Raw genomic sequence first — 24,815 nt, 5'->3', positions numbered from 1 at the left:
TCGTTATGGAGCTTCGGCAGCTTGAGTACTTCGTCGCGGTCGTCGAGGAGGGGTCGTTCACGCGGGCCGCGGAACGGGTGCACGTCGCGCAGCCCGGGGTGAGCGCGCAGATCCGGCGGCTGGAGCGGGAGCTCGGGCACGACCTGCTGGACCGGTCGGGGCGGTCGGTGACGGTGACCGACGTGGGCGCGGCGGTGCTGCCGCTGGCGCGGGCGGCGTTGCGGTCGGTGGAGTCGGCGCGGCGGACCGTGGAGGAGCTGGCCGGGCTGGTGCGCGGGACCGTGCGGGTGGGGATGGTGGTGTCGTGCGGGATCGAGGACCTGCCGGAGCTGCTGTCGGCGTTCCACTCGGCGCATCCGGGCGTGGAGATCACGTTGGCGGAGGCCAACTCCGACGAGCTGGTCGAGTCTCTTGTGGAGGGACGGCTCGACCTCGCGCTCGTCGGGTACGCGGGAGGGACGCCGGCCGGGTTGTCGGTGCGGGTGCTGGCCGACGAGCCGCTCGTGGCGGCGGTGTCGGAGTCAGATCCGTGGTACGGCAGGGAATCCGTGCCGCTGGACGAGCTGCTGGAACGCGGGTTGATCAGCCTGCCGGTCGGGACGGGCCTGCGCGGGGCGTTGGACGCGGCCTGCGGCGCGCGGCGGCCGCGGATCGCGTTCGAGGCCTCGGCGCCGCCGATGGTGATCACGCTGGCGCAGCGCGGTCTCGGGCCGGCGATCCTGGCGGGGTCGATGGTGTCCGGTCTGCACCCGGTGCGGATCACGGACCCCGTGCCGCACAGCAGGTTGGCGCTGGCGTGGCGGACCGGCGGCCCGCACAGCCCGGCCGCGCGGGCGTTGATCAGGCTCGCGGAAAACCGGGTGACAGCGGATCTGTGAGTCTGCCACGATCTGCGGCATGTTCGTGACGGCTGAGAACGCGATGCACGCAGGTGTTCCTGCGGGCGCGCTCGCCGTCGCCTCGGCACAGCCGGCCGGCGCCCGACTCTGACCCTTCTCCAGTCCGTTCCTCCAGGAACGCTGGGGGAGGGTCGTGGTGGTCGATCGGTTCTGGGCAACCCGGCTGTGTTCTCGAGGGAATGATGAAGCAGGAGTTCGTGCGCGCCAAGCCGCACCTCAACATCGGCACGATGGGTCACGTCGACCACGGCAAGACCACCCTGACCGCCGCCATCACCAAGGTCCTGTCCGAAGTGGACCCGTCGGCCACGTCCTTCACCGCGTTCGACCGCATCGACCGCGCCCCGGAGGAGCTGGCCCGCGGCATCACCATCAACATCGCGCACGTCGAGTACGAGACGCCGACGCGGCACTACGCCCACGTCGACATGCCCGGCCACGCCGACTACGTGAAGAACATGATCACGGGTGCGGCGCAGCTCGACGGCGCGATCCTGGTGGTCTCCGCCGAGGACGGCTCCATGCCGCAAACCCGCGAGCACGTGGTGCTGGCGCGGCGCGTGGGCGTGCCGCACGTGGTGGTGGCGCTGAACAAGGCCGACGCGGTCACCGACCCCGAGCTGCTCGACCTGGTGGAGCTGGAGATCCGCGACCTGTTGTCCCGCTACGGTTTCGACGGCGACGCCACCCCGGTGGTGCGCGTCTCGGGCCTGCGGGCGCTGCAGGGCGACCCGGTGTGGACGCGGTCGGTGCTGGCGCTGCTGGAGGCCGTGGACACCCACGTCCCCGTGCCGGAGCGGGACGTGACGAGCCCGTTCCTGATGCCGGTCGAGAACGTCCTGACCATCAGCGGCCGCGGCACCGTCGTGACCGGCGCGGTGGAACGCGGCGTGCTCGGCCTGGGCGACCAGGTGGAGGTGATCGGCCTCGGCGCCGCGGTGACGTCCGTCGCCACCGGCATCGAGACCTTCGGCAAGCCGATGCACCAGGCCCAGGCGGGCGACAACGCGGCGGTCCTGCTGCGCGGCGTCCGCCGCGGCGACGTCCGCCGCGGCCAGGTCCTGGCCCGGCCCGGCACCGTCGCCCCGCACACCCGCTTCCGCGCGTCGGTGTACCTGCTGTCGCACGAGGAGGGCGGCCGGCACACCGGCATCGCCACGAACTACCGCCCGCAGTTCCACTTCCGCACCGGCGACGTGGTGGGCGTGGTGCACCTCGACGCGCCGGCCCTGCCCGGTGACACCGTCGAGGTCACCGTGGAGCTCGGCAAGGCGGTGGCGATGGACACCGGTCTCGGGTTCGCGATCCGCGAGGGCGGCAAGACCGTGGGCGCGGGCACGGTCGGCGAGATCCTCGCCTAAGGCGGCGGCGACGGCCCGAGAAGGTGGTCGCGCTGCCTGGCAGGAGGGCGTGATGAGGGCTTCCGGCTCTCGTCACGCCCGCCTGTTTTGGCAGGTGGCTGGGGGTTCTTGCGCCCGGCGGACTCGACCCACCGAGCCGTCACCCCGACCGGTCGCTCACCGAGTGCGGCGCCCCGACGGGCTTCGACTCCGGTGATCCGCGCTGCCGCAGGTAGACGCTCAAGAACGCCATGGAGGCGATCGCCAGGAACTCCGACTGCCAGTTCTGCAACGACCGGCTCCAGAAGTCCGAGCTGAGGAAGTACTCGAACAGTCCCATCCGGGTGGCCAGCGGGTCGGAGTTGTTGGCGAACCACCCGGCGACCCACTGCATGGTCCACGAGAAGAGGAACAGCGTCAGCATCGCGAGACCGAGCGACTTCGAGTAGAGGGAGGTGCGCCAGCCGCCGGCACGGGCCCAGGGCGGGGACGACTCGGTGGTGTGGGCGCCGAGTTGCTGGTCCTCGTCGGAGCCCGGACCCGTCTTGTCGGCGGGTTTGGACTCCGGGGAGCCGCGTTGCACGAGCCAGACGGTGGCCCACACGTAGAGGAAGAACTGGAGGTACTCGGACTGCCAGTTCTCGACGACGTCGACGAGGAAGTCCGCGGAGACCAGGTAGGAGCCGAGGGTCAGGAGGGGCTGGCCGAGCGCGGCCTGGCGGTCGTTGTGGTCGGCGTGGCCCGCGAGGAGCTGACCGACCAGTGCGGCGAGGAAGAGCCCGCCGAAGACGAGCGTCAGGCTGTTCTCACGCCAGAACCTCCTCATGGGACCCGTGTTCCCGGCGGTGGACCGTTCAAACTTCGAGGAGCCGGCCCACACTTCGTGGACCGGCTCCGACTTCGAAGGGCGGCACCGACCGCGAAAGCAGCCCGCTCACACCTCGAGGAGCGGCACGACCTCCTTGGCCCAGAACTCGAAGAACGCCTCCTGGTCGGGCCCGATCTGCTGGACGTACAGCTCGTCGAACCCGGCGTCGACGAACTCCTTGACCTTCTCGGCGTAGCGCTCGGGGTCGGGGCCGCACGGGATCGACTCGCGGATCATGTCGGGGGTCACGAGCTGGGAGGCCTGTTCGAAGTGGCGCGGGGTCGGGAGGACCTGGGCGAAGCTCACCGGGCAGGCCGTCGTTGGGCCACAGGCGGTGCGCGGTGGTGACGGCGTCCTCTTCGGACGGTGCGTAGCAGACCTTGAGGGCACTCTGGGAGGGGCCGCGGCCACCTTCGGCGCGGTACTTCTCCAGGAGGTCGCCGGAGGGGCCGACGCACATGTAGCCGTCGCCGGCGCGGGCGGCGAGGCGGACGGCTTTCGGGCCGAAGGCGGAGACGTAGATCGGGACCGGGCGGTCGGGGAGGGTGTAGATGCGGGCGTTCTCGACGGTGTAGTGCTTGCCGTGGTGGGTGAGCTCCTCGCCCTGGTGGAGGGTGCGGATGATGCCGATGGCCTCCTCCAGCATCTCCAGGCGCACGTCGGCGGACGGCCAGTGGTCGCCGAGGACGTGTTCGTTCAGGGCCTCGCCGCTGCCGACGCCGAGCACGAAGCGGCCTTCGCACTGGACCGCGGCGGTGGCGGCGGCCTGGGCGATGACGGCCGGGTGGATGCGGACGGTCGGGCAGGTCACCGCGGTGGTGATCGGGATGGACACGGCTTCGGAGAGGGCGCCGATGGTGCCCCAGACGAACGGGGACTGGCCCTGTTCGTCGTTCCACGGGTGGTAGTGGTCGGAGATCCACAGGGCCTCGAAGCCGTGCTGGTCGGCCAGGCGGGCGTTGCGGACCAGCTCGCGCGGGCCGTGTTCTTCTGAGGAGAGGAAGTAACCGAGCTTCACGGCAGCAACTCCTGGATCTTGGTGCGCAGGCCGCGCGTGATGAGGCCCCAGGCGTCGGGGTCGCCGCGCAGCACTGCTTCGGTCATGTCCTTGATCTGCTCGAACGTGGCGTGTGGCGGGATCGGTGGCACGTCCGGGTCGCAGCGCACGTCGAGGACGGTGGTGCCCTCGTAGGCGAGTGCGGTGTCCCAGGCGGGGCCGAGCTGGTCGGGGTCGTCGACCTCGATGCCCTGCAGGCCGATGGACCGGGCGAACTGCGCGTACGAGAGGTCCGGGAGGTCCTGGGACGGCTCGAACTTCGGGGCGCCGCCCATGGCGCGCAGTTCCCAGGTGACCTGGTTGAGGTCGTTGTTGTGGAACACGCACACGACGCAGCGGATGTTGTGGTGCCGCAGCGTGAGGAGTTCGGCCATGCCGTTCATCTGCATCGCGCCGTCGCCGACGAGTGCGATGAGCGGCCGGTTCGGCTGGGCGAACGCGGCGCCAAGGGCGTACGGCACGGCGCAGCCCATGGTGGCCAGCGTGCCGGACAGCGAGGACCGCACGTCGCCGCGGATCTTCAGCAGGCGCGCGTACCAGTTGGTCGCGGAACCGGAGTCGGCGGTGACGATCGCGTTGTGCGGCAGGCGCTGGGACAGCTCGTGCACGATCCGCATGGGGTTGACCGGGTCGGCCGGGACGAGCGCCTGCCGTTCCAGGACCTCCCACCAGCGTTCGACGTTCTTCTCGATCGTCTTCCGCCACGAGCGGTCGGTCTTCCGTTCGAGCAACGGGATAAGAGCGCGCAGCGTCGCGCGGGCGTCACCGACGAGGTTGACCTCGGTCGGGTAGCGCATGCCGATGGTGCTGCCGTCGGCGTCGACCTGCACCCCCCGCGCGGCACCGGGCTTCGGCAGGAACTGCGAGTAGGGGAAGTTCGACCCGACGATCAGCAGCCGGTCGCAGTCGCGCATCAGCTCGTAGCTCGGTCGTGTTCCGAGCAGGCCGATGGACCCGGTCACGTACGGCAGGTCGTCGGACAGGACGTCCTTGCCCAGCAACGCCTTCGCGACACCGGCGCCGAGCAGTTCCGCGACCTCGCCGACCTCGGCGGCGGCACCGCGCGCGCCCTGGCCGATCAGGATGGCGACCTTCGAGCCGCTGTTCAGGACCTCGGCGGCGCGGCGCACCTCGTCGTCGGCCGGCACGACGACGGACGACGGCCGGGACGGCGGGCTGGACGGGATGTGCTTGAACTCGTGCTTGGGAGGTTCGTACTCCTGTTCCTGCACGTCGTTCGGGATGATCACCACGGCCGGCGCGCGTTCGGTGGCGGCGGTGCGGAACGCCCGGTCGAGGGCGTTCGGCAGCTGCTCGGGCACCGTGACGTCGATCAGGAACGAGGCGACGTCGCGGAACAGCGCGTGCAGGTCGACCTCCTGCTGGAAGCTGCCGCCCTGCGCGGTGCGCGCGGTCTGGCCGACGATCGCGACGACCGGCACGTGGTCGAGCTTCGCGTCGTACAGGCCGTTGAGCAGGTGGATCGCGCCCGGTCCCGAGGTCGCGAGGCACACGCCGACGTCGCCGCTGAACTTGGCGTAGCCGACGGCGGCGAACGCGGCCATCTCCTCGTGCCGGGTCTGGATGAACTTCGGGTCGTTGTCCGCTTTGCCGAACGCGGCCACGATGCCGTTGATGCCGTCACCGGGGTAGGCGAACACCTGCGCGACCTTCCAGTCGCGCAGGCGTTGCACGATGAAGTCTCCGACGGTCATGCCGACGCCCCTTCGAGCACGTACACCGCGTAGGCGGAGCGGATGATCGGCTGGGCGACGTTGCGGACCCGCACGCCGCCGGGGGTCATGCCCTGTTCGGTGCCGAAGTGCGCGTGCCCGTGGATCGCGAGGTGCGTGCCGGTCTTGTCGATCGCCTCGCCGAGCAGGTACGAGCCGAGGAACGGGTAGATCTCCGGTGGCTCGCCGCGCAACGTGTCGGGCACCGGCGCGTAGTGCGTGAGCGCCACCTTGATGTCGGTTTCCAGTTCGGACAGTGCGCTTTCCAGCGTCCCGGCGATGTCGCAGGTGTGCTGGATGAACGCCTTCATCTCGCGTTCACCGAACGCGCTGCCGCACTTGCCGGCGAACCCGCCGCCGAAGCCCTTCACCCCGGCGACGCCGAGCGTGCAGCCGTTGATGCGCGTTTCGAAGGTCGTGCCCTCCAGGACGTGGATGCCCTTGTCCTGCAACGTCTTGGTGACTTCGAGCGGTTTGTCGTCCTGGTGGTCGTGGTTGCCGAGCACGGCGATGACGGGCACCGGGAGGTCCGCGAACTCGTCGGCGACGACCTCGGCCTCGGCGACCGTGCCGTGCCGGGTCAGGTCACCGGCCAGCAGCAGCACGTCGGCGTGCTCGCCGACCTTCTCCAGCGCGGGCCGCAGGTGGCCGCGCATGTCCTCGCCCAGGTGGACGTCGCCGACGGCGGCGATCCGGATCATCGCAGGTCCTCCTCACCCTCCGGTTCACCGGCCGGTGTCACGCGCACGTCGTTGAGGATCGTCAGCTCGGGCGCTGCCTCGTGCAGCACCTCCTCCAACGCGGCCTTGCGGTCCGCGCACGCGACGTCGCCGGAGAGCATCACGTTGTCGCCGCGCACGGTGACGCGCACGCCGAGCTCGGCCGTTCTCGGGTCCTCCGCGACCGCCCTACGCAGATTCGCCGCGAGGTACTGCTCGGAGCCCATGGTCCCTCCCGATGATGTCCAGGCGTTCGATGAGCACCAGGAACGCCTCCGCGTACGGCGAGTTCTTGGTCTCGTCGCGCACCTGCTGCCAGTCGATCTGCTCCCTGAGCGCGCGGGCGAACGGCAGCAGCTCGCTGAAGTCGCAGCGGTGCCCGTCGAGCACCAGCAGCTTGCTGATCAGCACGTACGTCGCCGGCATCACCGGCAGCATCACCGAACCGACCGGCATCTCCTCCGCCATCGCGAGGAGGTCGTCGGTCACGGGCCGCTCGTTGGGCCGGAACAGCAGGTCCACCAGCGAGTCGCCGTCGTAGACCTTCAGCAGCCAGTCCTCCGGCGGTTCCGCGGCCCTCAGCCCGCGCGCGACCAGCACCCGCACGGCTTCCGTCGCGTCCTGCTCGCGCACGAGCAGGTCGACGTCGTGCTCGCTCGTCGGGCCGCCGCACGCGTAGCCGGCGCACCCTCCGGTCAGGGCGAATGGAATCCCTTCGCTGCGTAACGCGTTCGCGACTTTGGTCAGCGTCCGCAGCAACTCGTCCTGCACGTCGCTCATGTCAGCGGTTACCCGCGTTGCCCGCGCGGTGAACCTCACACCCGATCAGTGGCGAGCCGGGCGTGCCGTTCCGCGTCGAACCGCTGCCCGTCGTGCAGGAGCCGGCCCCGTTCGACGCCTTCCACCGCGTAGCCGGCGCGGGTGGCCACGCGACAGGAGGCGGGGTTGTCCACCCGGTGGGCGAGCTCCAGGCGGAACAGCCCGAGCTCCGTGAACGCCCAGTCGCTGATCGCGCGGCAGGCGCGGGTCGCGAGTCCTCTGCCGCGTGCGTGCTCGCGCACCCAGTACGACACCCAGCCGGTCTGGTGGCGTCGTTCCACACTCGACACGGCGATGTTCCCGGCCGGTTCGCCGTCCAGGAGCACGGCGAAGGTGTAGGCCACGTCGTCCACGCGCCGCACGGCGAGCAGGTCGATCCACGAGACGGCGTCCTCCAGGGAGGTGATCTCGGTGGTGAACTGGCGGTCCATCAGGGGTTCGCGGGCGGCGGCGAGGAGCACGGGGGCGTCGTCGGGCCGCCAGGGTCGCAACAGGTCGTCCACCTGTCCACCTTCTGAAGATGGCGGACCGGCTGCAACTCAGCGGGCCCGCGGGACGTCATAGGGACAACCCCAACCCCCAGGGAGCACGCGGATGGTCATCTTCGGCTGGCGAACGACGGTCCAGCAGCTCGTCATGCTGACGCTGGTGTGCGGCCACTGCGGTCACCAGGCGGCGCACAGCCTCACGCGCCGGGTCACGAAGCCCACGGTCTTCTTCATCCCGCTGTTCACGATCAGCCGCAGGTACGGGATGCAGTGCACGTTCTGCGGTGTCGCCTACGACATCAGCTCCACCCACGCGCATCAGCTGGGCGCGGGCGTCTGACAGGCGGCGCAGCCGGGCGCGTCCGCGTCGGTGGTGACGCGCCCGCACTCGGGGCAGACCAGGTCGAGGAAGCACGCACTCGAACCGGCGTCGCCGAGGTCCACGGCCAGCCGCTCGTCGCGACCGAGCGGACCGGGACGGTCATCACCGTCAGCCATCCTCCGAGCCTACGCCCGCGCTCTCCTCAACCGACAAATATTTTCTTCTTGACGATAAGTTTCTTCGGCGGCAGGATGACACCATGCCGCAGGAGAGGGAGAGCAGCTGATGGGCCACGCGTTCGAAGCGACCGACAGCGCCGAGGTACCGGCCTCGGTCGACGAGGTCTGGGAGGCGATCGCCACCGGGCCGGGCATCGACTCGTGGTACATGGGCCGCAACGAGGTGCGGAACGGCCAGGTCACGATGGCCTTCGGCGCCTACCGGCCGACTTCGGAGATCACCGCGTGGGACCCGCCGAAGCACTTCGCGCACGACAGCGGCAAGGCCGGGGACGGCCGGTTCATCGCCTACGAGTTCCTGGTCGAGGGCCGTGACCACGGCAGCACGGTGCTGCGGATGGTCACGAGCGGTTTCCTGCCCGGCGACGACTGGGCCGACGAGTTCGAGGCGATGCGGCTGGGCGGCGCGCTGTTCTGGCGCACGCTGGTCGAGTACCTGGGCCACTTCGCCGGCCGCACCGCGCAGCCGTTGACCGTCTTCGGGCCCGCGGTCACCGACTGGGACGAGGCGTGGCGCAGGCTCGACGACGCGATCGAGGCGAAGCTCCCCGGTGCCGTGGAGTACCACCGCAACTCGCACACCCTCGGGCTGCGCACCGAGAACGGCATGTACCGCTTCCTGCGCGGCTTCCACGGCCCGATGATCGCCGCGCACCACGTCTTCACGGGCGACGAGTCCGAACAGGACTGGCAGCTCTGGTTCGAGAACACCCTGGGAGAGCAGAAATGACCCGCTTCACCACCTCGGCCGACGGCACGCAGGTCGCCTGCTCGACCACCGGCTCCGGTCCCGCGCTGCTGCTCGTCGACGGCGCACTGTGCCATCGGAGGTTCGGGCCCAGCACGGAGCTCGCGTCCGTGCTGGACAAGGACTTCACCGTCCACACCTACGACCGCCGCGGCCGGGGCGAGACCGGGGACGGCGCCACGCCGTGGTCGCTGGAGCGCGAGGTGGAGGACATCGAGGCCGTCATCGGGGAGGCCGGCGGGTCCGCGTTCGTCTTCGGCGTCTCCTCCGGCGCGGTGCTGGCGCTCGAAGCCGCGTCGAGGCTGCCGTCGATCACCCGGCTCGCGGTCTACGAGGCGCCGTTCGTCGTGGACGACACCCACCCGGCCCGTCCCGCCGACTACGTGCGGACGGTGGACGACCTCATCGCGCGCGGCGACCGGTCCGGCGCGCTGTCGTCGTTCATGAAGCTCGTCGGCACGCCCGGTTTCGCCGTCGCGGTCATGAAGCTGACGCCGGTGTGGAAGAAGCTCAAGGCCGTGGCGCACACGCTGCCGTGGGACCTGCGCATCCTCGGCGACGACGGCCGTGGCGAGCCGCTGCCGGCTGACCGCTGGCACGTCGAGGTGCCGACGCTCGCCCTGGACGGCGGCAAGTCGCCCGTGTACCTCCGCAACGCGATGAAGAACGTCGCGGAGGTCGTCAAGGGCGCCGAGCACCGCACCCTGGCCGGTCAGACGCACATGTACAAGTCCTCGGTGATGGCGCCGGAGCTGGTGGAGTTCTTCTCGCGGGCCCAGCGCACCGCCGGTCCCATCGCGTAGCCGGCCAGCACGAACAGCCCGCCGACCAGCAGCCAGCCGAGGCTCCCCCACCCGAGCACGACGGTCGTGAGCAGGGCCGGACCGACCATGCGCGCGACCGCCGTGCCGGTGCCGAAGAAGCCCTGGTACTGGCCCTGGCGGTCGGCGGGCGCGAGGGAGAAGCCGATCTCCCAGGCCCCGGAGGCGAGCATCATCTCGCCGAGCACCTGCAGCGCGGCGGCCGCGACCAGCAGCGCCGCCGCGGGCCACGCCCCGATGCCGAACGCCGTGGCCGCGAAGACCACGCAGGACGCGCCCAGCACCAGCCCGGCGTGCCGCACCAGCCCCGCGGCCCGCGTGAGCCCGGTGGCCCGGCGGGCGATGCGGACCTGGAACAGGACGACGGCCGCGGTGTTGAGCACCAGCAGCGCGGCCGCGAGCCACGTCGGCGCCTCGGTGCGCTGCACGATCCACAGCGGGATGACCAGGCTGAGCAGCGGCATGTACAGCAGCATCACCGCATTGACCAGCGTGACCAGCGCGTATGGCCGGTCCCTGAGCACCTCGAACCGGCCGGGTGCACGGGTCGTCGCGGTCTCCGGCGATGTCGCGAGGATCGCCGCGGCGGCGAGGAAGCTCAGGGCGTCCAGCGCGAACACCGCCGTGTAGGCGAGCTCCGTGCCGAGGTGCAGCGCGAACCCGCCCGCCGCCGCGCCGATCGCGATGCCCGCGTTGGCCGTCGACTGGATCCGCGCCCGCACCCGCGTGCGCTCCTCGGGCGTCGTCAGTCCCGCGAGCAACGCCTGCCTGGCCGCCTGCAACCCGCTCTGGAAGCTCGCGTACAGGCACATGACCAGCACGAACGCCAGGTGGCCCCGTGCGACGAGCAGAACGCCGATGCTCGCCGCGGTCAGCGCCGCCAGCACGACCGCGGTGGTGCGCGGCCCCCACCGGTCGGCGAGCGAGCCGAGTGCGACACCGGCCGCCGCGCCGACGCCCCACGCGACGGTGAGGCCGAGGCCGACCTGCGCCGGGCTCAGGCCGGCCACGAGCGTGAAGTAGAGGGCCGAGCAGACGAGGAAGCCGCCGTCACCGATCGAGTTGGTCAGCTGCGCGTACGCGAGTCGCCGGGTCATGGAACGACCGTAGGACGCCGATTGGCCCTGACCTTGGGACAAGAACACACTGCTTCTCTGGGCCAATTCGGATCGGTCAGGGGTGCATCCGCGCGCCCTTGAGGATCTTGTCGATCGCGTTCTTCTGACCGTGCACCGCGAGGCCGACCAGGTCGAGGTCCCGGGTGTGCACCTTGCGCACGGCGGCGCGGTTGTCGGCGTCGTTGCCGGTCGAGAACAGGTCGGCCGTGAAGATCGACATGGCCTGGTCGCGGGTCAGCGCGCGCTGGTGGGCCTTCGTGAGCACGTCCCGGTCACCCTGCAGGACCACGACGGGCTGGCCGAACATCGGCAGGTAGGTGACGTCGTCGGCGTCGGTGTACGGCTCACCGCGCAGCTCCTGCGGGAGGCCGCTGACGAGGAAGGCGGTGACGTTCAGCGCCTGCCAGGAGGCCAGGTCGTCCCGCAGCAGCACAGCGATCTTGGTGTCGAACATGGCGTCCACCATCGCGGGTGGGGCCGCCGCCGGTCTTGTACGTTCCTGACATGAGCAGCACCGCCTGGCGCCCGGCGGTGGACGGCATCCGGGAGGTCTTCCACGCCGAGTTCACCACCCACGTCTACCCGGCGCACACGCACGACGCGTGGACGTTGTTGCTGATAGACACGGGTGCGGTGCGCTACGAGCTGGACCGGCACGAACACGGCGCGCTGGTCGACGGGGTGACGCTGCTGCCGCCGCACGTGCCGCACGACGGCCGGTCCGCGCACGAGTCGGGCTTCCGCAAACGGGTGCTGTACCTCGACGGCGACGTGCTGCCCGCCGGGCTCGTCGGCAAGTCCGTCGACACCCCCATGCTCGTCGACCCCCTGTTGCGCAGGCGGGTGGACCAGCTGCACCTGGTGCTGGACGAGCCGCTGGAGGCGCAGAGCCGGCTGGCGCTGATCACCGAGCGGATCACGCACCACTTCGCCGGGACCGCACCGCAGGTGTTCGCCGACCCGACGCTGGCCGACCGGCTGCGGGAGCTGCTCGACGCGTCGCTGCCCGCGGGTCTCACGCTGGCGGAGGCGGCGGCCGAGCTGCAGAGCAGCTCCACGCACCTGGTGCGCGCGTTCAGCCGGCGGTTCGGGTTGCCGCCGCACCGCTACCTGACCGGGCGGCGGGTCGACCTGGCCCGCCGGCACCTGCTGGAGGGGCGGCCCGCGGCCGAGGCGGCGGTGCTGGCCGGGTTCCACGACCAGTCGCACCTGACCCGGCACTTCCGGCGCGTGCTCGGTACCAGCCCGGGACGGTTCGCGCGCTGACAGAATCAGCCGGTGCACGTCGACGTCCTCGGTCCGGTGGAGGCCCGCACCGCGGCGGGCAAGGTCGCGGTGGGCGGTCCGCGGCCGCGCACCCTGCTCGCGTTGCTGGCGCTGCGGGCCGGTGAGGTCGTGCCCGTCGACCGGCTGATCGACGAGCTGTACGGCGAGGCACCGCCGTCCGACGCGGCGAACGCGTTGCAGGGCCAGGTGTCGCGGCTGCGCCGGGCGCTCGGGGCGGCCGAGCTGGTCGAGCTGCACCCGGCCGGGTACCGCCTCGCGCTCGACCCGGACACCGTTGACGCGCACCGGTTCGCGGCGCTGGCGGCGGCCGGGCAGCAGGCGCTCGACCGGGGTGACCCGCAGGCGGCGGAGGCACTGCTGGCCGACGCGCTGGCGTTGTGGCGCGGGCCCGCACTGGGCGGCACGACCGCGACCGGGCACGCCGACCGCCTTGAACGGCAACGCCGGAGCGCCGCGCACGGGTTGATCGCCGCGCGAGTCCGGTTGCACAGGGCGGACGTGCAGGAGATCCAGGACCTCGTGCGGCAGCACCCGCTGGACGAACGGCTGCGCGGTTTCCTGATGCAGGCGCTGCACCAGCAGGGCCGGTCGGCCGAGGCGTTGCAGGCCTTCGAGGACGCCCGCGCCGTGCTGGCCGAGGAGCTCGGCACCGACCCGTCCGCCGAGCTGCGCGCGATCCACGTGCAGCTGCTGCGCGGTCAGGCACCGCGGGAGCTGCCCGCCCAGCTCACCGGTTTCGTGGGCAGGCAGGCGGAGCTGGAGCGGCTCGCGGGACTGACCGAGGCCCGGCTGGTCACGCTCACCGGTCCGGGCGGGGCGGGCAAGACCCGGCTCGCGCTGCGGGCGGCGGCCGACGACGCCGTGTTCGTGGACCTAGCACCGGTGCACGACGTGGCCGCGGCGACGCTGCAGGCGTTGGGGCTCAAGGAAACCGTGCTGCCACCGGAGGAACGGCTGACGCTCGCGCTGAAGGACCGCGCGGTCCAGCTGGTCCTCGACAACTGCGAGCACGTCGTCGAGCAGGCGGCGCGGCTGGTCCAGCACCTGCTCAGCACGTGCCCGCGGCTGCGGGTCCTCGCGACCAGCCGGGAGGCGCTGGGCATCACCGGCGAGACGCTGTGCCCGGTGCCGCCGCTCGACCCCGAGCAGAGCGTGGCGCTGTTCGTCCAGCGCGCCAGGGCCGTGCGGCCGTCGTTCACCCGCGACGAGCACACCGACCGCATCTGCCGCGAGCTCGACGGCCTCCCCCTCGCCATCGAGCTGGCCGCCGCCCGCGTCCGCACCCTCACCACCGAGGACATCGCGCGGCGGCTGGGCGACCGGTTCCGCCTGCTGTCCAAGGGGAACCGCGCCGCGGCACCCCGCCACCAGACGTTGAGCGCGGTCGTGGGGTGGAGCTGGGACCTGCTCACGCCCGACGAACGCGACCTCGCCACCGCGGTCGCGACGTTCAGCGGTGGCGCCACCCTCGACGCCGTGGAACAGGTGGGCGGGCACGACCTGGAGGTGCTGGCAGCGCTGGTGGACAAGTCGCTGGTCGAAGCCGCCGACGGCCGTTACCGCATGCTGGAGACGATCCGCGAGTTCTGCGCGCGGCACGGTCGCGCCGACGCCGGGCACGCCGCGTTCTACAGCGCACTGGCCCGCCGCGCCGACCCCGAGCTGCGCGGCCCCGGCCAGCTGCGCTGGCTCGCCGCGATGAGCGCGGAGCACGCCAACCTCCTGCAGGCGCTGACCTGGACCACCGCCCACGAACCGGCGGCCGCTCTGCGCCTGCTCGCGGACCTGTCCTGGTACCTGTACGTGAAGGGCAGCCGCACCGAGGTCGAGCCGATCGCGCGCACCCTGCTCGGCGTGGTGCCCGAGCAGGTGAGCGAGGAGTACGCGATCCTGCTGGCACTGGCCGCACCCGAACGCGTCCGCGGTGTCCTGGAGCAGCTGCGCGGCCCGGTGCGCCAGCCGTTCGTGCTGATCGCGTGGGCCATGCTGGCCGGGCCGCCCGACCGCGACCGCCCGCGCACCCCGTTGCAGGAGGCGGTCGAGAACAGCACCGACCCGTGGGTGCGGGGCCTGATCGCGTTCAGCACCGCCTACACCGAGTGGGCGGTGAACGGCGACCGCGCCCTGGCCGTCGAACGGTCCCGGGAGGCCCTGCGCCGGTTCCAGGACCTCGGTGAGCGCTGGGGCGCGGCCCAGGTCCTCGACGTGCTCGCCACCCTGACCGACGACCCGCACGAGGCGCTGGCCCTCACCGACGAGGCCCTGCGCGCCGTCGGTGAGCTGGGTGCCACCGAGGAGCTGGCCGAGCTGCGCGGCCGCCGCGCCGACCGGTTGCTCGACCTTGACCAGGACGCCGCCGAACGCGACTACCGCGAGGCGCTGGACCTGGCGACCCGCGCGGGTCTCGCCGCGACCAGGGCACTGGCCCACGTGGGCCTCGCGGAGATCGCCCGCCGCCGGGACGACCCGGCGGAGGCGGAGCGGTTGCTGCTGGCCGCCGACCGGGAGCTCGGGTTCGGGTGGATGCACGCGAACGCCAAGCAGCAGGTGGAGGCGGCGCTCAGCGCACTCGCGCGTACTCGGGGAGCTTGATCGCGGTGGCGGCCCTGAGGTCCATGCGCGCGAACACCGGCGCCTTGCCCAGGAACCCGAACACCCGGTCGCGCACCCACATGCCGAGCCGCGTGCCCGGCGCGAGGAACGGTCCTGGGTTGCCCTGGCAGCCACGGGCGTACGGGCCGACCAGGGCCTCGTAGCGGGCGAACGCGTCACCGCCCGCGGCCAGCTCCCCGGCCAGCACGTACGCGCTCACGACCGCGAGCCCGGTGCCCATGCCGCCCAGCGTCGAGCCGTACCCGGCGTCACCGAGCAGGGTGACCCGCCCCGAGCTGACGGCCGGCATCCGCACCTGGCTGATCGAGTCGAAGTAGACGTCGGGCGCGATCAGCTCGTCGGGCAGCAGCTCCGGCGGCACCGGCGACTTGAACAGCACCCAGCCCGGTGCGCTGAGCACCCCCGGCGCGCAGGTCAGGTCCCGGTCGTCGCCGTCGGCGGGCCAGAGGGCGAAGTAGTAGCCCTGGAACCGCGGCCGGTAGTCCGGGAAGGTGAGCCGCCGCACGCCGGAGCGCATCCCGTCCGCGCCGACGACGAAGTCGAACCGCCGCGGCCGGCCGCGGGCGAACTCCACGTCCACGCCGGCGCCGTCGTCGTGCAGCGCCGTGACCCAGTCACCGAACACGTACTCCGCGTCCGCGGCGCTCGCGTCGTGCAGCAGGCGGGACAGGTCCCCTCGGAGGACCTCGACCTCACCCGCTGTGAACGACGCGGGCAGCCGGGCGCGTTCCCGTCCGTCGACACCGCGGAACACCATGTCGCGCGGGGTCGTCGCGGCGGCGCGGACGGCGTCGAGCAGACCCATCCGCCGCAGCACGGACAGGTGCGCCTCGCCGCGGAAGTCGACGGCCTGGCCGCCGGTCCGCAGCGAGGGCGCGCGTTCGACGACCGTGGCCGAGATCCCGAAGCGGGACAACCAGAAGGCCAGTGCGGGGCCGGCCACGCCGGCCCCCGAGATCAACACGTCCATGGCCCGGCAGGCAACACCGGGCCGCTGACCGGACGCTGACCGGCTACTGCCCGTTGATCAACGTCAGCATCTGCTGGATCTGACCGGACCGCGAGTCCCGCACGCGCTGGGCATAGGCGGTGGTCTCCGGGTTGGAGCCGTCCTTCAGCTCCGTCTGCGCCATCTCGACGGCGCCGCCCTGGTGGCCGGTCATCAGGTTGAGGTAGGCGAGGTCGAACTCCTCCTTGCTCCTGTCCTTGACCTCGGCGATGACCTTGGCGTCGAGCAGCGGCATGCCGCCGTGGGCGGCGTGCACGTTCGGGTCGCTCGACGGCTGCTCCGGCTTGCCCCAGAGCTTCAGCCAGCCCTTGAGCATCTCCAGCTCCTCGCGCTGGGTCACGTCGACCGCGCCGGCGAGCTCCTTGACCTTCGGCGCGGTGGCCATGGCCTTCGCCACCACCGCGAGGTCGATGCCCTGTTGCAGGTGGGCGACCATCATCTGCGCGAACATGACGTCCGCGTCGTTGAACCTCGCGGTGGCAGCGGGAGGTGGTGCGGTGGAGGTCGCCGCACCGTGTCCGTGGCCCTGCTGGTGTTGCTGCTGGGCCTCCGGCACGGCGGCACCTCCACCGCACCCCGCCAGCGCCAGGACCGCGACCGCGATCACCAGGCGCCTCATCGGATCAGATCTTCTCCCACAACGCGACCGCGTTCGGCGGCTCCCAGCCGGTCAGCGCGGTGTGCGCCTGCCGGCAGCGGTACGTCGAGCCGCCGTAGGTGACCTGGGCACCCGCGGCGTAGGACGTGTTCGCGGCCCACGTGCCACCCGCGGGCGGCTGCGTGGTCGGCGGGGTCGTGGTGGGCGGGGTGGTCGTCGGCGGCTGCGTCGTCGGCGGCGTGGTGGTGGGCGGCGGGGTGCCGCCACCGTTCACGTTGACGTCGATGCAGGAGTAGAACGCGGCGCCGGTGTCGGCGATGTTCCAGATGGCGAAGATCTTCTGGCGGCCGGAGAAGCCGCTCAGGTTGATCGTGTGCCGCACCGGGTCGGCCGGAGCCGCGTTGTTGCCGTTGACGTACCCGACGCGCGAGCCGTTGATGTAGTACTCGTAGTCGCGCGTGCGGTGGCGGGCGGTGAACGTCCAGCTCACCGTCAGGCTGGTGCCGGTGCTGGTGGCCCGCCAGCCCTTGCTGTCGTCGTTGAGCTCGTCGAAGTCGCCGCGCGCTCCGTTGCAGTTCATCAGGCCCTTGGGGCCTTCTGCGCTCTGCGGCTCGTACGTGGGCGCACCGCAGGGAACGGTCTTCTGCGCACACTGCGCCGACCGGCTCGGCGGTGACGACACGTACCCGTGCGCACTGGCCGAACCGACGGGCGTGACGAGCACGATTGCGGGGACCGCGGCCATGACGAGCGCCGCTTTCCTGGTGAGTTTCATTCTTCCGAACTCCTTGGATCGTTCCCAGGCGGGGTGGACCCCCGTTGCAGGGGCGGGAACCGACGGCGTTTCTGATCGCTCGCCGATCAAGTATCGGTGTGGTCTAGACCATAAACCGACGTTTCGAAAGTGGTCAAGGAGTCACCCGGAGCGAAGTTCGACGAGTTCCGCACCAGCCGGTCCACCGGGACAACTGGTCCTGTCAGCCGAGTAAGTCGCCTCCGGACGGGGAATCCCCGCGTCATGCGTGATTTCGACCAGCCCTCCCGAGCCAGTGGCCCCGGCGTCGTCGTCGACGGACCCGCAGGTGCCCCAACGGTCCTCGTGATCGATCCAGCAGGCGAGGCCCCGCACGAGGGCATCCCCGCCACCTGGCGCCCGTTCACCGACACCCTGCGCGTGGTGTGGCTGCGCGTCCCCGCCGCACCCGAGTGGAAGTCCACAGTGGACAAGGTGCTCGCCGCCCACCACGACGACGACGCGCCGGTGCGCCTCGACGTGGTGTGCAGCGGACCCCTCGCCGCCGACGTCGTCGACCTGGTGGGCCGGCACGAGCACCTCGTGAACTCGGTCCTGCTGGTGGACCCGGAGACCGAGGTCACCGCGCCGTTCGCCCGTGTCATCGCGCGCAGCGACGACAGCGCCGACGACCGCATCCCCGCACCGCTGCCCCTCGGCCACCCCGACGTGGTGTCCGCGGTGACCGAGCAGCTCGGCCAGCGGAACTTCTGAACCGGACAGAACGCCCCTCCGTATGCCTCGGCAGGGAACCGAGGACGGGAGGCTTCATGCGTGCGCGTCTGCTCATCGTGGTGCTGGGGCTGCTGGCACTGACGGGCTGTTCGACGTTCGGCGGGGGCGGCTCCGGCGAACCGGCGGCCAACGAGGCGGATGCGACGTTCTCGTTGCGCATGATCCCCCACCACCGGCAGACGATCGAGATCTCGAAGCTCGCCGTCGAACGTTCCAAGGACTCCTTCGTCGTCGACGTGGCCGACAGGATCGCCGCCGCGGAAGCGGGTGAGATCGAGCAGATGTCGACCTACCTGCGCACCTGGAACATCCAGGTCCCCGGCGACGACCCCCACGAGACGCACAAGATGGCGGGCATGATGACCGCCAAGGACGTCGAGGCGCTCAAGGCCGCGCAGGGCACCCAGTTCGACACGCTCTACCTGGCCACGTTGTCCCGCCACCTGCGCAGCGGCGTGGACATGGCGAAGGACGCCCAGGCGAAGGGCGTGCACGTGGGCTCGAAGGCGTTGGCCGGCAAGATCATCGTGTCGCAGACCGAGGTGCTGGACCAGATCGGCGCCCGGCAGAAGTCCTGACGTGGCCGCACCGGTGGCGGGTCCCCTCTCGAAGGGCGGCGGACCCGCCACCGCGTCGTGCGCGGGGCGGCGGAAAACCACGGGCCCTCCCCCGTTCCCGGCAATAGCCTGACCGCATGCACCCCCATCCAGAGCCCTACGACCAGGGCCTCCTCGACGTGGGCGACGGCAACCGCGTCCACTGGGAGATCAGCGGAAACCCGGACGGCAAACCCGCCGTGGTCTTCCACGGCGGCCCCGGTGCCCCCGGGAACAGCGCCCGCTGGCGCCGCGACTTCGACCCGGAGCACTGGAAGCTCGTCATCTGGCACCAGCGCGGCTGCGGCAACAGCACCCTGCACGCCGGCGACCCCGCCACGAGCATGGAGCACAACACCACCCAGCACCTCATCGACGACGCCGAGAAGCTCCGCGACCACCTCGGCATCGACAGGTGGCTGATCATCGGCGGTTCCTGGGGTTCCACGCTGGCACTCGCCTACGCCGAGCAGCACCCCGAGCGGGTCAGCGAGCTGGTCATCGCCGCGGTCACCACGTCCCGGCCGCAGGAGCACGCGTGGATCACCCGTGGCCTCAGCCTGTTCTTCCCCGACCACTTCGAGCGGTTCCTCGACGGCGTCCCCGAGGAGGACCGCGACGGCAACCTCGCCCTCGCCTACAACAGGCTGCTCAACTCCGACGACCCCGATACCCGCGCGAAAGCCGCCCACGACTGGAGCAAGTGGGACCTCGCCACGGTCACCGGCGGCGACAACGACTTCACCGGCACGCCCTACGAGGACCCGCTCTTCCGCTACACGACGGCACGGGTGGTCACGCACTACTGGGGCAACGAGGCGTTCCTCGAACCGGACCACGTCCTGGACAACCTCCACCGCCTGCACGGCATCCCCGGCGTGCTCATCCACGGCCGCAACGACCTCGGCGGGCCGCTGTGGACCGCGTGGGAGGTGGCGAAGAGGTGGCCGGACGCCGAGCTGGTGGTCCTCGGTGACGCCGGGCACCAGGCGAAGGAGGGCGGCAGCATGAGCGAGGCGATCGCCGCGGCCGTCGAGAAGTTCCGGTGACCGGGGACTGGCTGGACGTCGGTGACGGGCAGCGGATCCACTACGAGGTCAGCGGAAACCCGGCGGGCAAGCCCGCGGTCGTGTTCCACGGCGGTCCCGGCAGCGGGCTGAACCGGCGGTGGCGCGAGGACTTCGACCCCGAGCACTGGCTGCTGGTGCTGTGGGACCAGCGGGGCTGCGGCAAGAGCACCCCGCACGCCGGTGACCCCGCCACGAGCATGGAGCACAACACCACCCAGCACCTCATCGACGACGCCGAGAAGCTCCGCGAACACCTCGGCATCGACAAGTGGCTGATCGCCGGGGCCTCCTGGGGGTCGACGCTCGCGCTGGCGTACGCGATCCAGCACCCGCACCGGGTCAGCGAGCTCATCATCAGCGCGGTCACCACGTCCCGGCCGCAGGAGCACGCGTGGCTCACCCGCGGGGCCCGGTTGTTCTTCCCCGACCTGTTCGCGGAGTTCCAGCGCGGGGTGCCGGAGGAGGAACGGGACGGCAACCTGGCCGTCGCCTACAACAGGCTCCTCAACTCCGACGATCCCGATACCCGCGCGAAAGCCGCCCACGACTGGAACAGGTGGGACCTCGCGCTCATGGCCGGTGGTGCGACGGACTTCGCCGGCACGCGGTACGAGGACCCGCTGACGTCGTACACGCTCGCCCGGATCATCACGCACTACTGGGGCAACGAGGCGTTCCTCGAACCGGACCACGTCCTGGACAACCTCCATCGCCTGCACGGCATCCCGGGCGTGCTCATCCACGGCCGGTACGACTTCGGCGGCCCGCCGGAGAACGCCTGGGAGGTCGCCCAGCGGTGGCCCGACGCCGAGCTCGTGTTCGTCGGCGACGCGGGCCACCAGTCCACGCGCAGCACGGACGCCGCGTTGACGGCCGCCATCGCAAAGTTCCTCCAACCCTGCTTCCGCCGACATCTGCAAGTTGGTGGTACTTGCAGATGCCTTGCCAACAGCGGGGGTCAGGGGGCGACGGGGCCGGAGCGGTAGAGGCCCTCGCCGGCCCACAGGATGCGGTCGCGCAGCACGGGGCCCGGCGCCGGCACGAAGTTCGCGGCGTCGTCGGTGCTGCCGGTGCCGTCGTACACGGCGCGGGCCGGATAGGGGAACACGGGACGGGTGCGGGTCACGGCACCGGAGCCGTCCCGTCCCTCCGCGACCACCTTCGCCGGTGCCGCACCGCCCTCCACCCACCGCACCAGCGCGGGGAACGGGTCGAAGTCGGTCAGCTCGTCACCGCGCGCGCAGTGGTGCAGCGAGGGCACGACGAACAGGCGGGCCCAGTCCTGCGTCCGGCCGCCGGTCAGCCGCTGCCAGTAGTCCAGCGTGCCCTGCACCGGAATGCCGGGGTCTGCGGCACCGTGCCAGACGACCAGCTTGCCGCCCGCACGCCGGAACTCCCGCAGGTCCAGCGACATCGCGTTCGCCTTCACCGCCTCCCGTGCCACGCGGTGCAGCTCGCGCACGGTGAACTCGAACGAGTCCACAGAGGAGTGTGGCTGTCCGATGGGGTAGACGAGGTTCTTCAGCGCGTCGTCGGCGAGCTGACCGGAGATCGAGTGGCCGTCGACCGGGTTGGTCCAGTACTTCCAGCCCAGCTCCGAGCCGTAGGACTGACCACCGGGGTAGAGCCGGACACCGCCGTCGGACGGGCCCGCGTAGAGTCGGCGGGCGCGGGCGATCTCGTCTTCGGTCAGCTGACCGGCGAGCACGGCCGGGTCGAAGCGGCACAGCCGCGGCTCGTCGAGCTGGCCGTCCACCAGCCCGTCGAGACCGTCGCACGCGCGCAGCACGGCGGCGTGCAGCAGGTCGATCTTGTCGTTCGGGATGGCGTTGCGGGTGATCCACGCCTGGTAGCCCACGAGCGCCCCGAAGTAACCGGCCGGCGCGCCGGCCACGATGCCGTCGAAGTCGTGCGGGTAGCGCTGGGCGAGCTGCAACGCCTGGCGGCCGCCGTTCGAGCAGCCGGTGAAGTACGACTTCGCCGGTGCGACGCCGTAGAAGCTCCGCACGAGCACCTTCGACACCCGTGCCAGCACGTGCGGTGCGCGGAAGAAGAAGTCGTCGCGCGCCTGCTGGTCCGACCGCGCCCACGTCGTGTCCGTGGGGTCCTCCGGCGGCGTCCGGTGGCCCGCGTCGGTGGTCGCGACCGCCGCGTCGCCGAACGCCGGACCGCACTGGGGGAACTTCGCCGGCTCCAGGAACCCGCAGAACCCGCCGCACCCGTACTGGACGTACCGGCCGCGGTAGGTCCGGGTGGGCAGCTTCAGCTGGAACCGGACGTCCGGCTCGATCGTGCCCCGCACGTCGCAGAACTCCGGCACCCTGCCCGCGGCCGGGACGACCACGGCCGACTCGACCCGCGTCCGCGCGTCCGGCACCGGGTACGAGCGCACCAGCGCCGCGCACGACCGCACCGGCCGGGTCGGTCCGCCCGACGACGAGGCGGCGGGCACCGTTCCCGCCACGACCGTGAGCACGGCGACGAGTGCCGCCAGCGACTTGCGGACCATGCGATCTTCCCCCTGATTCGAACCAGGTGAAGTCTCGCACCTGTCCGGTGTGGTTCCGGAGGTGTTGGGCAGGATCCGGCTCGGCCGAACGGATGATCTCGCGCACGAACCGCCGCGGGTCAGGGCCGGAAGTCGGCGGGGAAGCCGGCCTCCTGCACGGACAGACCGGAGGGGCGCAGCGTTCCGATGCTGCCCTGCGTGTGCAGGTCGAGGAACATGTCCACGACGTCCGGGTCGAACTGTTCGCCGCGCCCTGCCCAGAGTTCCCGCCGCGCACGGTTCTCGTCCAGCGCGGTCTGGTGTGGACGGTTCGACCGCATCGCCGCCCAGGCGACGCACACCGAGAGGATGCGCGCCTCGGCCCGGATGTCCGCGCCCTTCAGGCCGTCGGGGTAGCCGGTGCCGTCGTAGCGCTCGTGCTGCTGGCGGATCACGTGCGCGACGCCCGCGAACCCCGGCACCATCCGCGCGAGCCGGTAGCCGAAGTCCGGGTGCTGGCGCAGCAGCCGCCACTCCTCCTCAGACAACGCGCCCGGCTTGGTCAGCACGACCTCCGGGATGATGATCTTGCCGATGTCGTGCAGCCGGCCGGCCAGCTGGGCGACCCTGGTCGTGGGTGCGTCGAGGCCGAACTCCCCGGCGGCCACCCCGGCCCAGCGCGACACGGACCGGCTGTGGTCGTAGCGGTGCAGCCAGCCGTCCACGCGGTCGGCGACCTGGCAGAGGAACTCCGCCATCGCGCCGTCGGTGTCCGGGTCGACGGCGGGCAGCGGCTCGGGGCCGACCGCGATCCGGTTGCGGCCTGCGGCCTTCGCCGCGTACAGCGCGCGGTCGGCGATCACCACGATGTCGTCGGGGCCGTCGCCGTGCGTCGGGAAGCTCGCCGAGCCCACCGACACCGTGACCGACAGCGGGATGTCGTCGTTGCCCGCGTTGACCGGGATGGGTTTCTCCGCAACGCGTTCGCGCAGCCGGTTCGCGATCACCGAGAGCCGGTTGGGGCCCGCGTCCGGGACGAGCAGGGCGAACTCCTCACCGCCGTAGCGCGCGAGCACCTCCCCCGACCTCGACGCCGCGCGCAACCGGGCGGCGACCTCCATCAGCACGTCGTCACCGGCCGGGTGGCCGTAGTTGTCGTTGATCGACTTGAACCGGTCGACGTCGATGATGAACACCGCGACCGACCCGTCGTTGCGACGTGCCCGCGAGATCTCCAGCGGCAGCTGCGCCTCGAAGAACCGGCGGGTGTGCAGGCCGGTGAGGCTGTCGGTGATCGCGAGCTTGCGCTGGTCGGCGACCAGGCCCGCGAGCCGCGCGATGATCAGCAGCGACAGCAGCGCGCTGCCCGCCGCGATCACCACCACGTCCTGCGACGACTCGCCGACGTCGTGCACCAGCATCAGCACCGGCGCGGCCAGCGCGGCCGACGACAGCGCGATGATCCGGCCGCGGCTCAGGCCGACGTCCTTCATGTGCGCGCGGTCCACGAGCCGCGCCATCGTCGGGTGCAGAGCGGCGGCACCGATGCACAGGTTCGCCGAGAGCCAGATGGCGTCGAGGAAGTTGCCCGCGTGGTAGCTGCCGTCGAGGCGTTGCAGCACGTAGATCGTGTCCGCGGTGAGGATGCCCAGCAGGTTCGCCGTCAGCAGCACGAACGCGCGCGGCCGCGGTCCGGCACCGAAGATCAGCCGCAGGGCCACGACGAACAGCGCGAGGTCCATCATCGGGTAGCCGAGCGAGGCGAGCTTGACCAGCGCCGGCGAGGTGAGCCGGGCCTGCGGGCCGATGACGTAGAGCCAGGACGCCATGCCGGCCACCACGGCGAGCACGGCGGCGTCGAGCAGGCTCGGCAGGTCCAGCCCCGGTGTGCGGCGGCGGATCAGCATGATCACGCCGGCCACCATCAGCGGGTAGTGGCCCAGGTAGAGGACGTCCGCGTACGACGGGTAGAGCGTGTACCGGAAGATGTAGTGCGAGGCGTAGAACGTGAGGTCGGCCAGCGCGTAGACGACCTGGCTCAGTGCGAGGAGCACCCACGGGCGCCGCCACTGCGGCCGGTTGCGGCGGACGCCGGCGAACATGGCGATCGCGGCCGAGGCGGAGATCGTGCAGTACAGCACCACGCGCACCGTCTGCCCCGTTGTGCCAGCCGGGCTCACCGGGATGAGGTAGTAGACCCCCAGCAGCAGGTGACCTGCCACCAGGTACATCCACCACGCTCCGGTCCGGCCGGCACGGAAGATGGTCACACGAGACCCCTCGTTCTGCGACTTGGTCGGGCCAGGTGATGATGCCCGACTCCTCATGACCGCGGCACCGCCGTTACTCCGATGAGGTGACCAACCAATACGAGTCCGACGTTACCGCAAATCACTGTTCTGTTTTCCGCGCGAATGAAATCCCAGCACCGTCGCGGCAGCCGGCGAGCCGGCTC

Annotated in this window: 26 protein-coding genes and 1 pseudogene; 11 read left to right on the top strand and 16 right to left on the bottom strand. The window is 71.3% G+C overall.

The features are described 5' to 3' along the window. The first annotated feature begins 5 nt into the window (after nt 1-5). Both ACVDFE_RS11810 and tuf read left to right on the top strand, forming a co-directional pair. Entirely contained in the window at nt 6-878 is an 873-nt protein-coding gene (locus tag ACVDFE_RS11810; RefSeq protein ID WP_360395421.1) for a LysR family transcriptional regulator, read from the top strand. 200 nt (nt 879-1,078) lie between these two features. Further along, complete coding sequence (gene tuf, locus ACVDFE_RS11805; RefSeq protein WP_458430452.1) at nt 1,079-2,260, top strand: elongation factor Tu; 1,182 nt, start codon at nt 1,079-1,081, stop codon at nt 2,258-2,260. Nucleotides 2,261-2,399: 139 nt separating this feature from the next. On the opposite strand, the gene ACVDFE_RS11800 is transcribed toward tuf, so the two are convergent. The 8 genes and pseudogenes from ACVDFE_RS11800 to ACVDFE_RS11765 all read right to left on the bottom strand — a co-directional run bounded on the left by ACVDFE_RS11800 (nt 2,400) and on the right by ACVDFE_RS11765 (nt 7,938). After that, complete coding sequence (locus ACVDFE_RS11800; RefSeq protein ID WP_458430451.1) at nt 2,400-3,065, bottom strand: DUF6766 family protein; 666 nt, start codon at nt 3,063-3,065, stop codon at nt 2,400-2,402. A gap of 108 nt (nt 3,066-3,173) precedes the next feature. Continuing rightward, nucleotides 3,174-3,413, bottom strand: a complete 240-nt coding sequence (locus ACVDFE_RS11795; RefSeq protein WP_458434479.1) for a hypothetical protein — start codon at nt 3,411-3,413, stop codon at nt 3,174-3,176. A gap of 28 nt (nt 3,414-3,441) precedes the next feature. Next, nucleotides 3,442-4,125 (bottom strand): annotated as a pseudogene (locus tag ACVDFE_RS11790) (TIGR03557 family F420-dependent LLM class oxidoreductase); the annotation flags it as partial. Beyond that, entirely contained in the window at nt 4,122-5,879 is a 1,758-nt protein-coding gene (locus ACVDFE_RS11785; protein WP_458430450.1) for a thiamine pyrophosphate-requiring protein, read from the bottom strand. The pseudogene ACVDFE_RS11790 and the gene ACVDFE_RS11785, both read right to left, overlap by 4 nt. Continuing rightward, nucleotides 5,876-6,598 carry a metallophosphoesterase family protein gene (locus ACVDFE_RS11780; RefSeq protein ID WP_360395412.1) on the bottom strand — a complete coding sequence of 241 codons (723 nt, stop codon included), beginning with the start codon at nt 6,596-6,598 and terminating at the stop codon, nt 5,876-5,878. The genes ACVDFE_RS11785 and ACVDFE_RS11780 overlap by 4 nt, the downstream gene beginning before the upstream one ends. Next, on the bottom strand, nt 6,595-6,843 hold the full coding sequence (locus ACVDFE_RS11775; protein WP_360395410.1) for a BON domain-containing protein: 249 nt from the start codon (nt 6,841-6,843) through the stop codon (nt 6,595-6,597). Before ACVDFE_RS11775 ends, ACVDFE_RS11780 begins: the two co-directional genes overlap by 4 nt. Beyond that, nucleotides 6,806-7,396, bottom strand: coding sequence for a nucleotidyltransferase family protein (locus tag ACVDFE_RS11770; RefSeq protein WP_458430449.1), 591 nt, complete (start codon nt 7,394-7,396; stop codon nt 6,806-6,808). The genes ACVDFE_RS11775 and ACVDFE_RS11770 overlap by 38 nt, the downstream gene beginning before the upstream one ends. Before the next feature lie 35 nt (nt 7,397-7,431). Beyond that, nucleotides 7,432-7,938 (bottom strand): GNAT family N-acetyltransferase, encoded by a 507-nt coding sequence (locus ACVDFE_RS11765; protein ID WP_458430448.1) that lies wholly within the window; start codon nt 7,936-7,938, stop codon nt 7,432-7,434. A 91-nt stretch (nt 7,939-8,029) separates the two neighbouring features. On the opposite strand from ACVDFE_RS11765, the gene ACVDFE_RS11760 reads away from it, so the two are divergent. Beyond that, on the top strand, nt 8,030-8,263 hold the full coding sequence (locus ACVDFE_RS11760) for a zinc-ribbon domain-containing protein (RefSeq protein WP_360395406.1): 234 nt from the start codon (nt 8,030-8,032) through the stop codon (nt 8,261-8,263). Here ACVDFE_RS11760 and ACVDFE_RS11755 read toward each other — a convergent pair. Then, nucleotides 8,242-8,421, bottom strand: coding sequence for a hypothetical protein (locus ACVDFE_RS11755; RefSeq protein WP_360395404.1), 180 nt, complete (start codon nt 8,419-8,421; stop codon nt 8,242-8,244). The two genes, ACVDFE_RS11760 and ACVDFE_RS11755, sit on opposite strands and share 22 nt — an antisense overlap. 109 nt (nt 8,422-8,530) lie before the next feature. Between ACVDFE_RS11755 and ACVDFE_RS11750 the strand changes: the two genes are divergently transcribed. Next, nucleotides 8,531-9,214: an SRPBCC family protein gene (locus ACVDFE_RS11750; protein WP_458430447.1), complete on the top strand. Its 684-nt coding sequence runs from the start codon at nt 8,531-8,533 to the stop codon at nt 9,212-9,214. Next, nucleotides 9,211-10,035, top strand: a complete 825-nt coding sequence (locus ACVDFE_RS11745) for an alpha/beta fold hydrolase (RefSeq protein WP_458430446.1) — start codon at nt 9,211-9,213, stop codon at nt 10,033-10,035. Before ACVDFE_RS11750 ends, ACVDFE_RS11745 begins: the two co-directional genes overlap by 4 nt. Here the strand turns inward: ACVDFE_RS11745 and ACVDFE_RS11740 are convergent. Next, entirely contained in the window at nt 9,945-11,150 is a 1,206-nt protein-coding gene (locus tag ACVDFE_RS11740; RefSeq protein ID WP_458430445.1) for an MFS transporter, read from the bottom strand. The two genes, ACVDFE_RS11745 and ACVDFE_RS11740, sit on opposite strands and share 91 nt — an antisense overlap. Before the next feature lie 76 nt (nt 11,151-11,226). Then, the gene (locus tag ACVDFE_RS11735; protein WP_458430444.1) at nt 11,227-11,625 is read right to left on the bottom strand and encodes a DUF2000 family protein; all 399 of its coding nucleotides are present in this window, start codon (nt 11,623-11,625) and stop codon (nt 11,227-11,229) included. Between the two features lie 50 nt (nt 11,626-11,675). On the opposite strand from ACVDFE_RS11735, the gene ACVDFE_RS11730 reads away from it, so the two are divergent. Next, a complete protein-coding gene (locus ACVDFE_RS11730; RefSeq protein ID WP_458430443.1) occupies nt 11,676-12,437 on the top strand; it encodes an AraC family transcriptional regulator in 762 nt (253 codons plus the stop codon). Nucleotides 12,438-12,449: 12 nt separating this feature from the next. Next, nucleotides 12,450-15,050 carry a BTAD domain-containing putative transcriptional regulator gene (locus ACVDFE_RS11725; RefSeq protein WP_458430442.1) on the top strand — a complete coding sequence of 867 codons (2,601 nt, stop codon included), beginning with the start codon at nt 12,450-12,452 and terminating at the stop codon, nt 15,048-15,050. Here ACVDFE_RS11725 and ACVDFE_RS11720 read toward each other — a convergent pair. Genes ACVDFE_RS11720 through ACVDFE_RS11710 form a run of 3 tightly spaced genes read right to left on the bottom strand, consistent with a single transcriptional unit; the run spans nt 15,019 to nt 17,453 of the window. Next, nucleotides 15,019-16,041 (bottom strand): FAD-dependent monooxygenase, encoded by a 1,023-nt coding sequence (locus ACVDFE_RS11720; protein WP_458430441.1) that lies wholly within the window; start codon nt 16,039-16,041, stop codon nt 15,019-15,021. The two genes, ACVDFE_RS11725 and ACVDFE_RS11720, sit on opposite strands and share 32 nt — an antisense overlap. Before the next feature lie 43 nt (nt 16,042-16,084). Then, nucleotides 16,085-16,699: a DUF305 domain-containing protein gene (locus tag ACVDFE_RS11715; RefSeq protein WP_360395391.1), complete on the bottom strand. Its 615-nt coding sequence runs from the start codon at nt 16,697-16,699 to the stop codon at nt 16,085-16,087. A 4-nt stretch (nt 16,700-16,703) separates the two neighbouring features. Then, nucleotides 16,704-17,453, bottom strand: coding sequence for a lytic polysaccharide monooxygenase (locus tag ACVDFE_RS11710; RefSeq protein WP_360395389.1), 750 nt, complete (start codon nt 17,451-17,453; stop codon nt 16,704-16,706). 324 nt (nt 17,454-17,777) lie between these two features. Between ACVDFE_RS11710 and ACVDFE_RS11705 the strand changes: the two genes are divergently transcribed. The 4 genes from ACVDFE_RS11705 to pip (ACVDFE_RS11690) all read left to right on the top strand — a co-directional run bounded on the left by ACVDFE_RS11705 (nt 17,778) and on the right by pip (ACVDFE_RS11690) (nt 20,858). After that, nucleotides 17,778-18,185: a hypothetical protein gene (locus ACVDFE_RS11705; RefSeq protein ID WP_360395387.1), complete on the top strand. Its 408-nt coding sequence runs from the start codon at nt 17,778-17,780 to the stop codon at nt 18,183-18,185. Between the two features lie 56 nt (nt 18,186-18,241). After that, nucleotides 18,242-18,784, top strand: coding sequence for a DUF305 domain-containing protein (locus ACVDFE_RS11700; protein ID WP_458430440.1), 543 nt, complete (start codon nt 18,242-18,244; stop codon nt 18,782-18,784). Between the two features lie 116 nt (nt 18,785-18,900). Further along, nucleotides 18,901-19,851, top strand: coding sequence for a prolyl aminopeptidase (gene pip / locus ACVDFE_RS11695; RefSeq protein WP_458430439.1), 951 nt, complete (start codon nt 18,901-18,903; stop codon nt 19,849-19,851). Further along, on the top strand, nt 19,848-20,858 hold the full coding sequence (gene pip / locus ACVDFE_RS11690) for a prolyl aminopeptidase (protein WP_458430438.1): 1,011 nt from the start codon (nt 19,848-19,850) through the stop codon (nt 20,856-20,858). The genes pip (ACVDFE_RS11695) and pip (ACVDFE_RS11690) overlap by 4 nt, the downstream gene beginning before the upstream one ends. On the opposite strand, the gene ACVDFE_RS11685 is transcribed toward pip (ACVDFE_RS11690), so the two are convergent. Next, on the bottom strand, nt 20,831-22,381 hold the full coding sequence (locus ACVDFE_RS11685) for a tannase/feruloyl esterase family alpha/beta hydrolase (protein WP_458430437.1): 1,551 nt from the start codon (nt 22,379-22,381) through the stop codon (nt 20,831-20,833). The two genes, pip (ACVDFE_RS11690) and ACVDFE_RS11685, sit on opposite strands and share 28 nt — an antisense overlap. A gap of 119 nt (nt 22,382-22,500) precedes the next feature. Next, entirely contained in the window at nt 22,501-24,630 is a 2,130-nt protein-coding gene (locus tag ACVDFE_RS11680; RefSeq protein ID WP_360395378.1) for a diguanylate cyclase, read from the bottom strand. Between the last annotated feature and the right edge of the window lie 185 nt (nt 24,631-24,815).

The organism is Lentzea chajnantorensis (assembly GCF_054300775.1).
The sequence above is the reverse complement of the archived record's forward strand: the minus strand, read 5'-3'. Positions and strand labels throughout refer to the sequence as shown.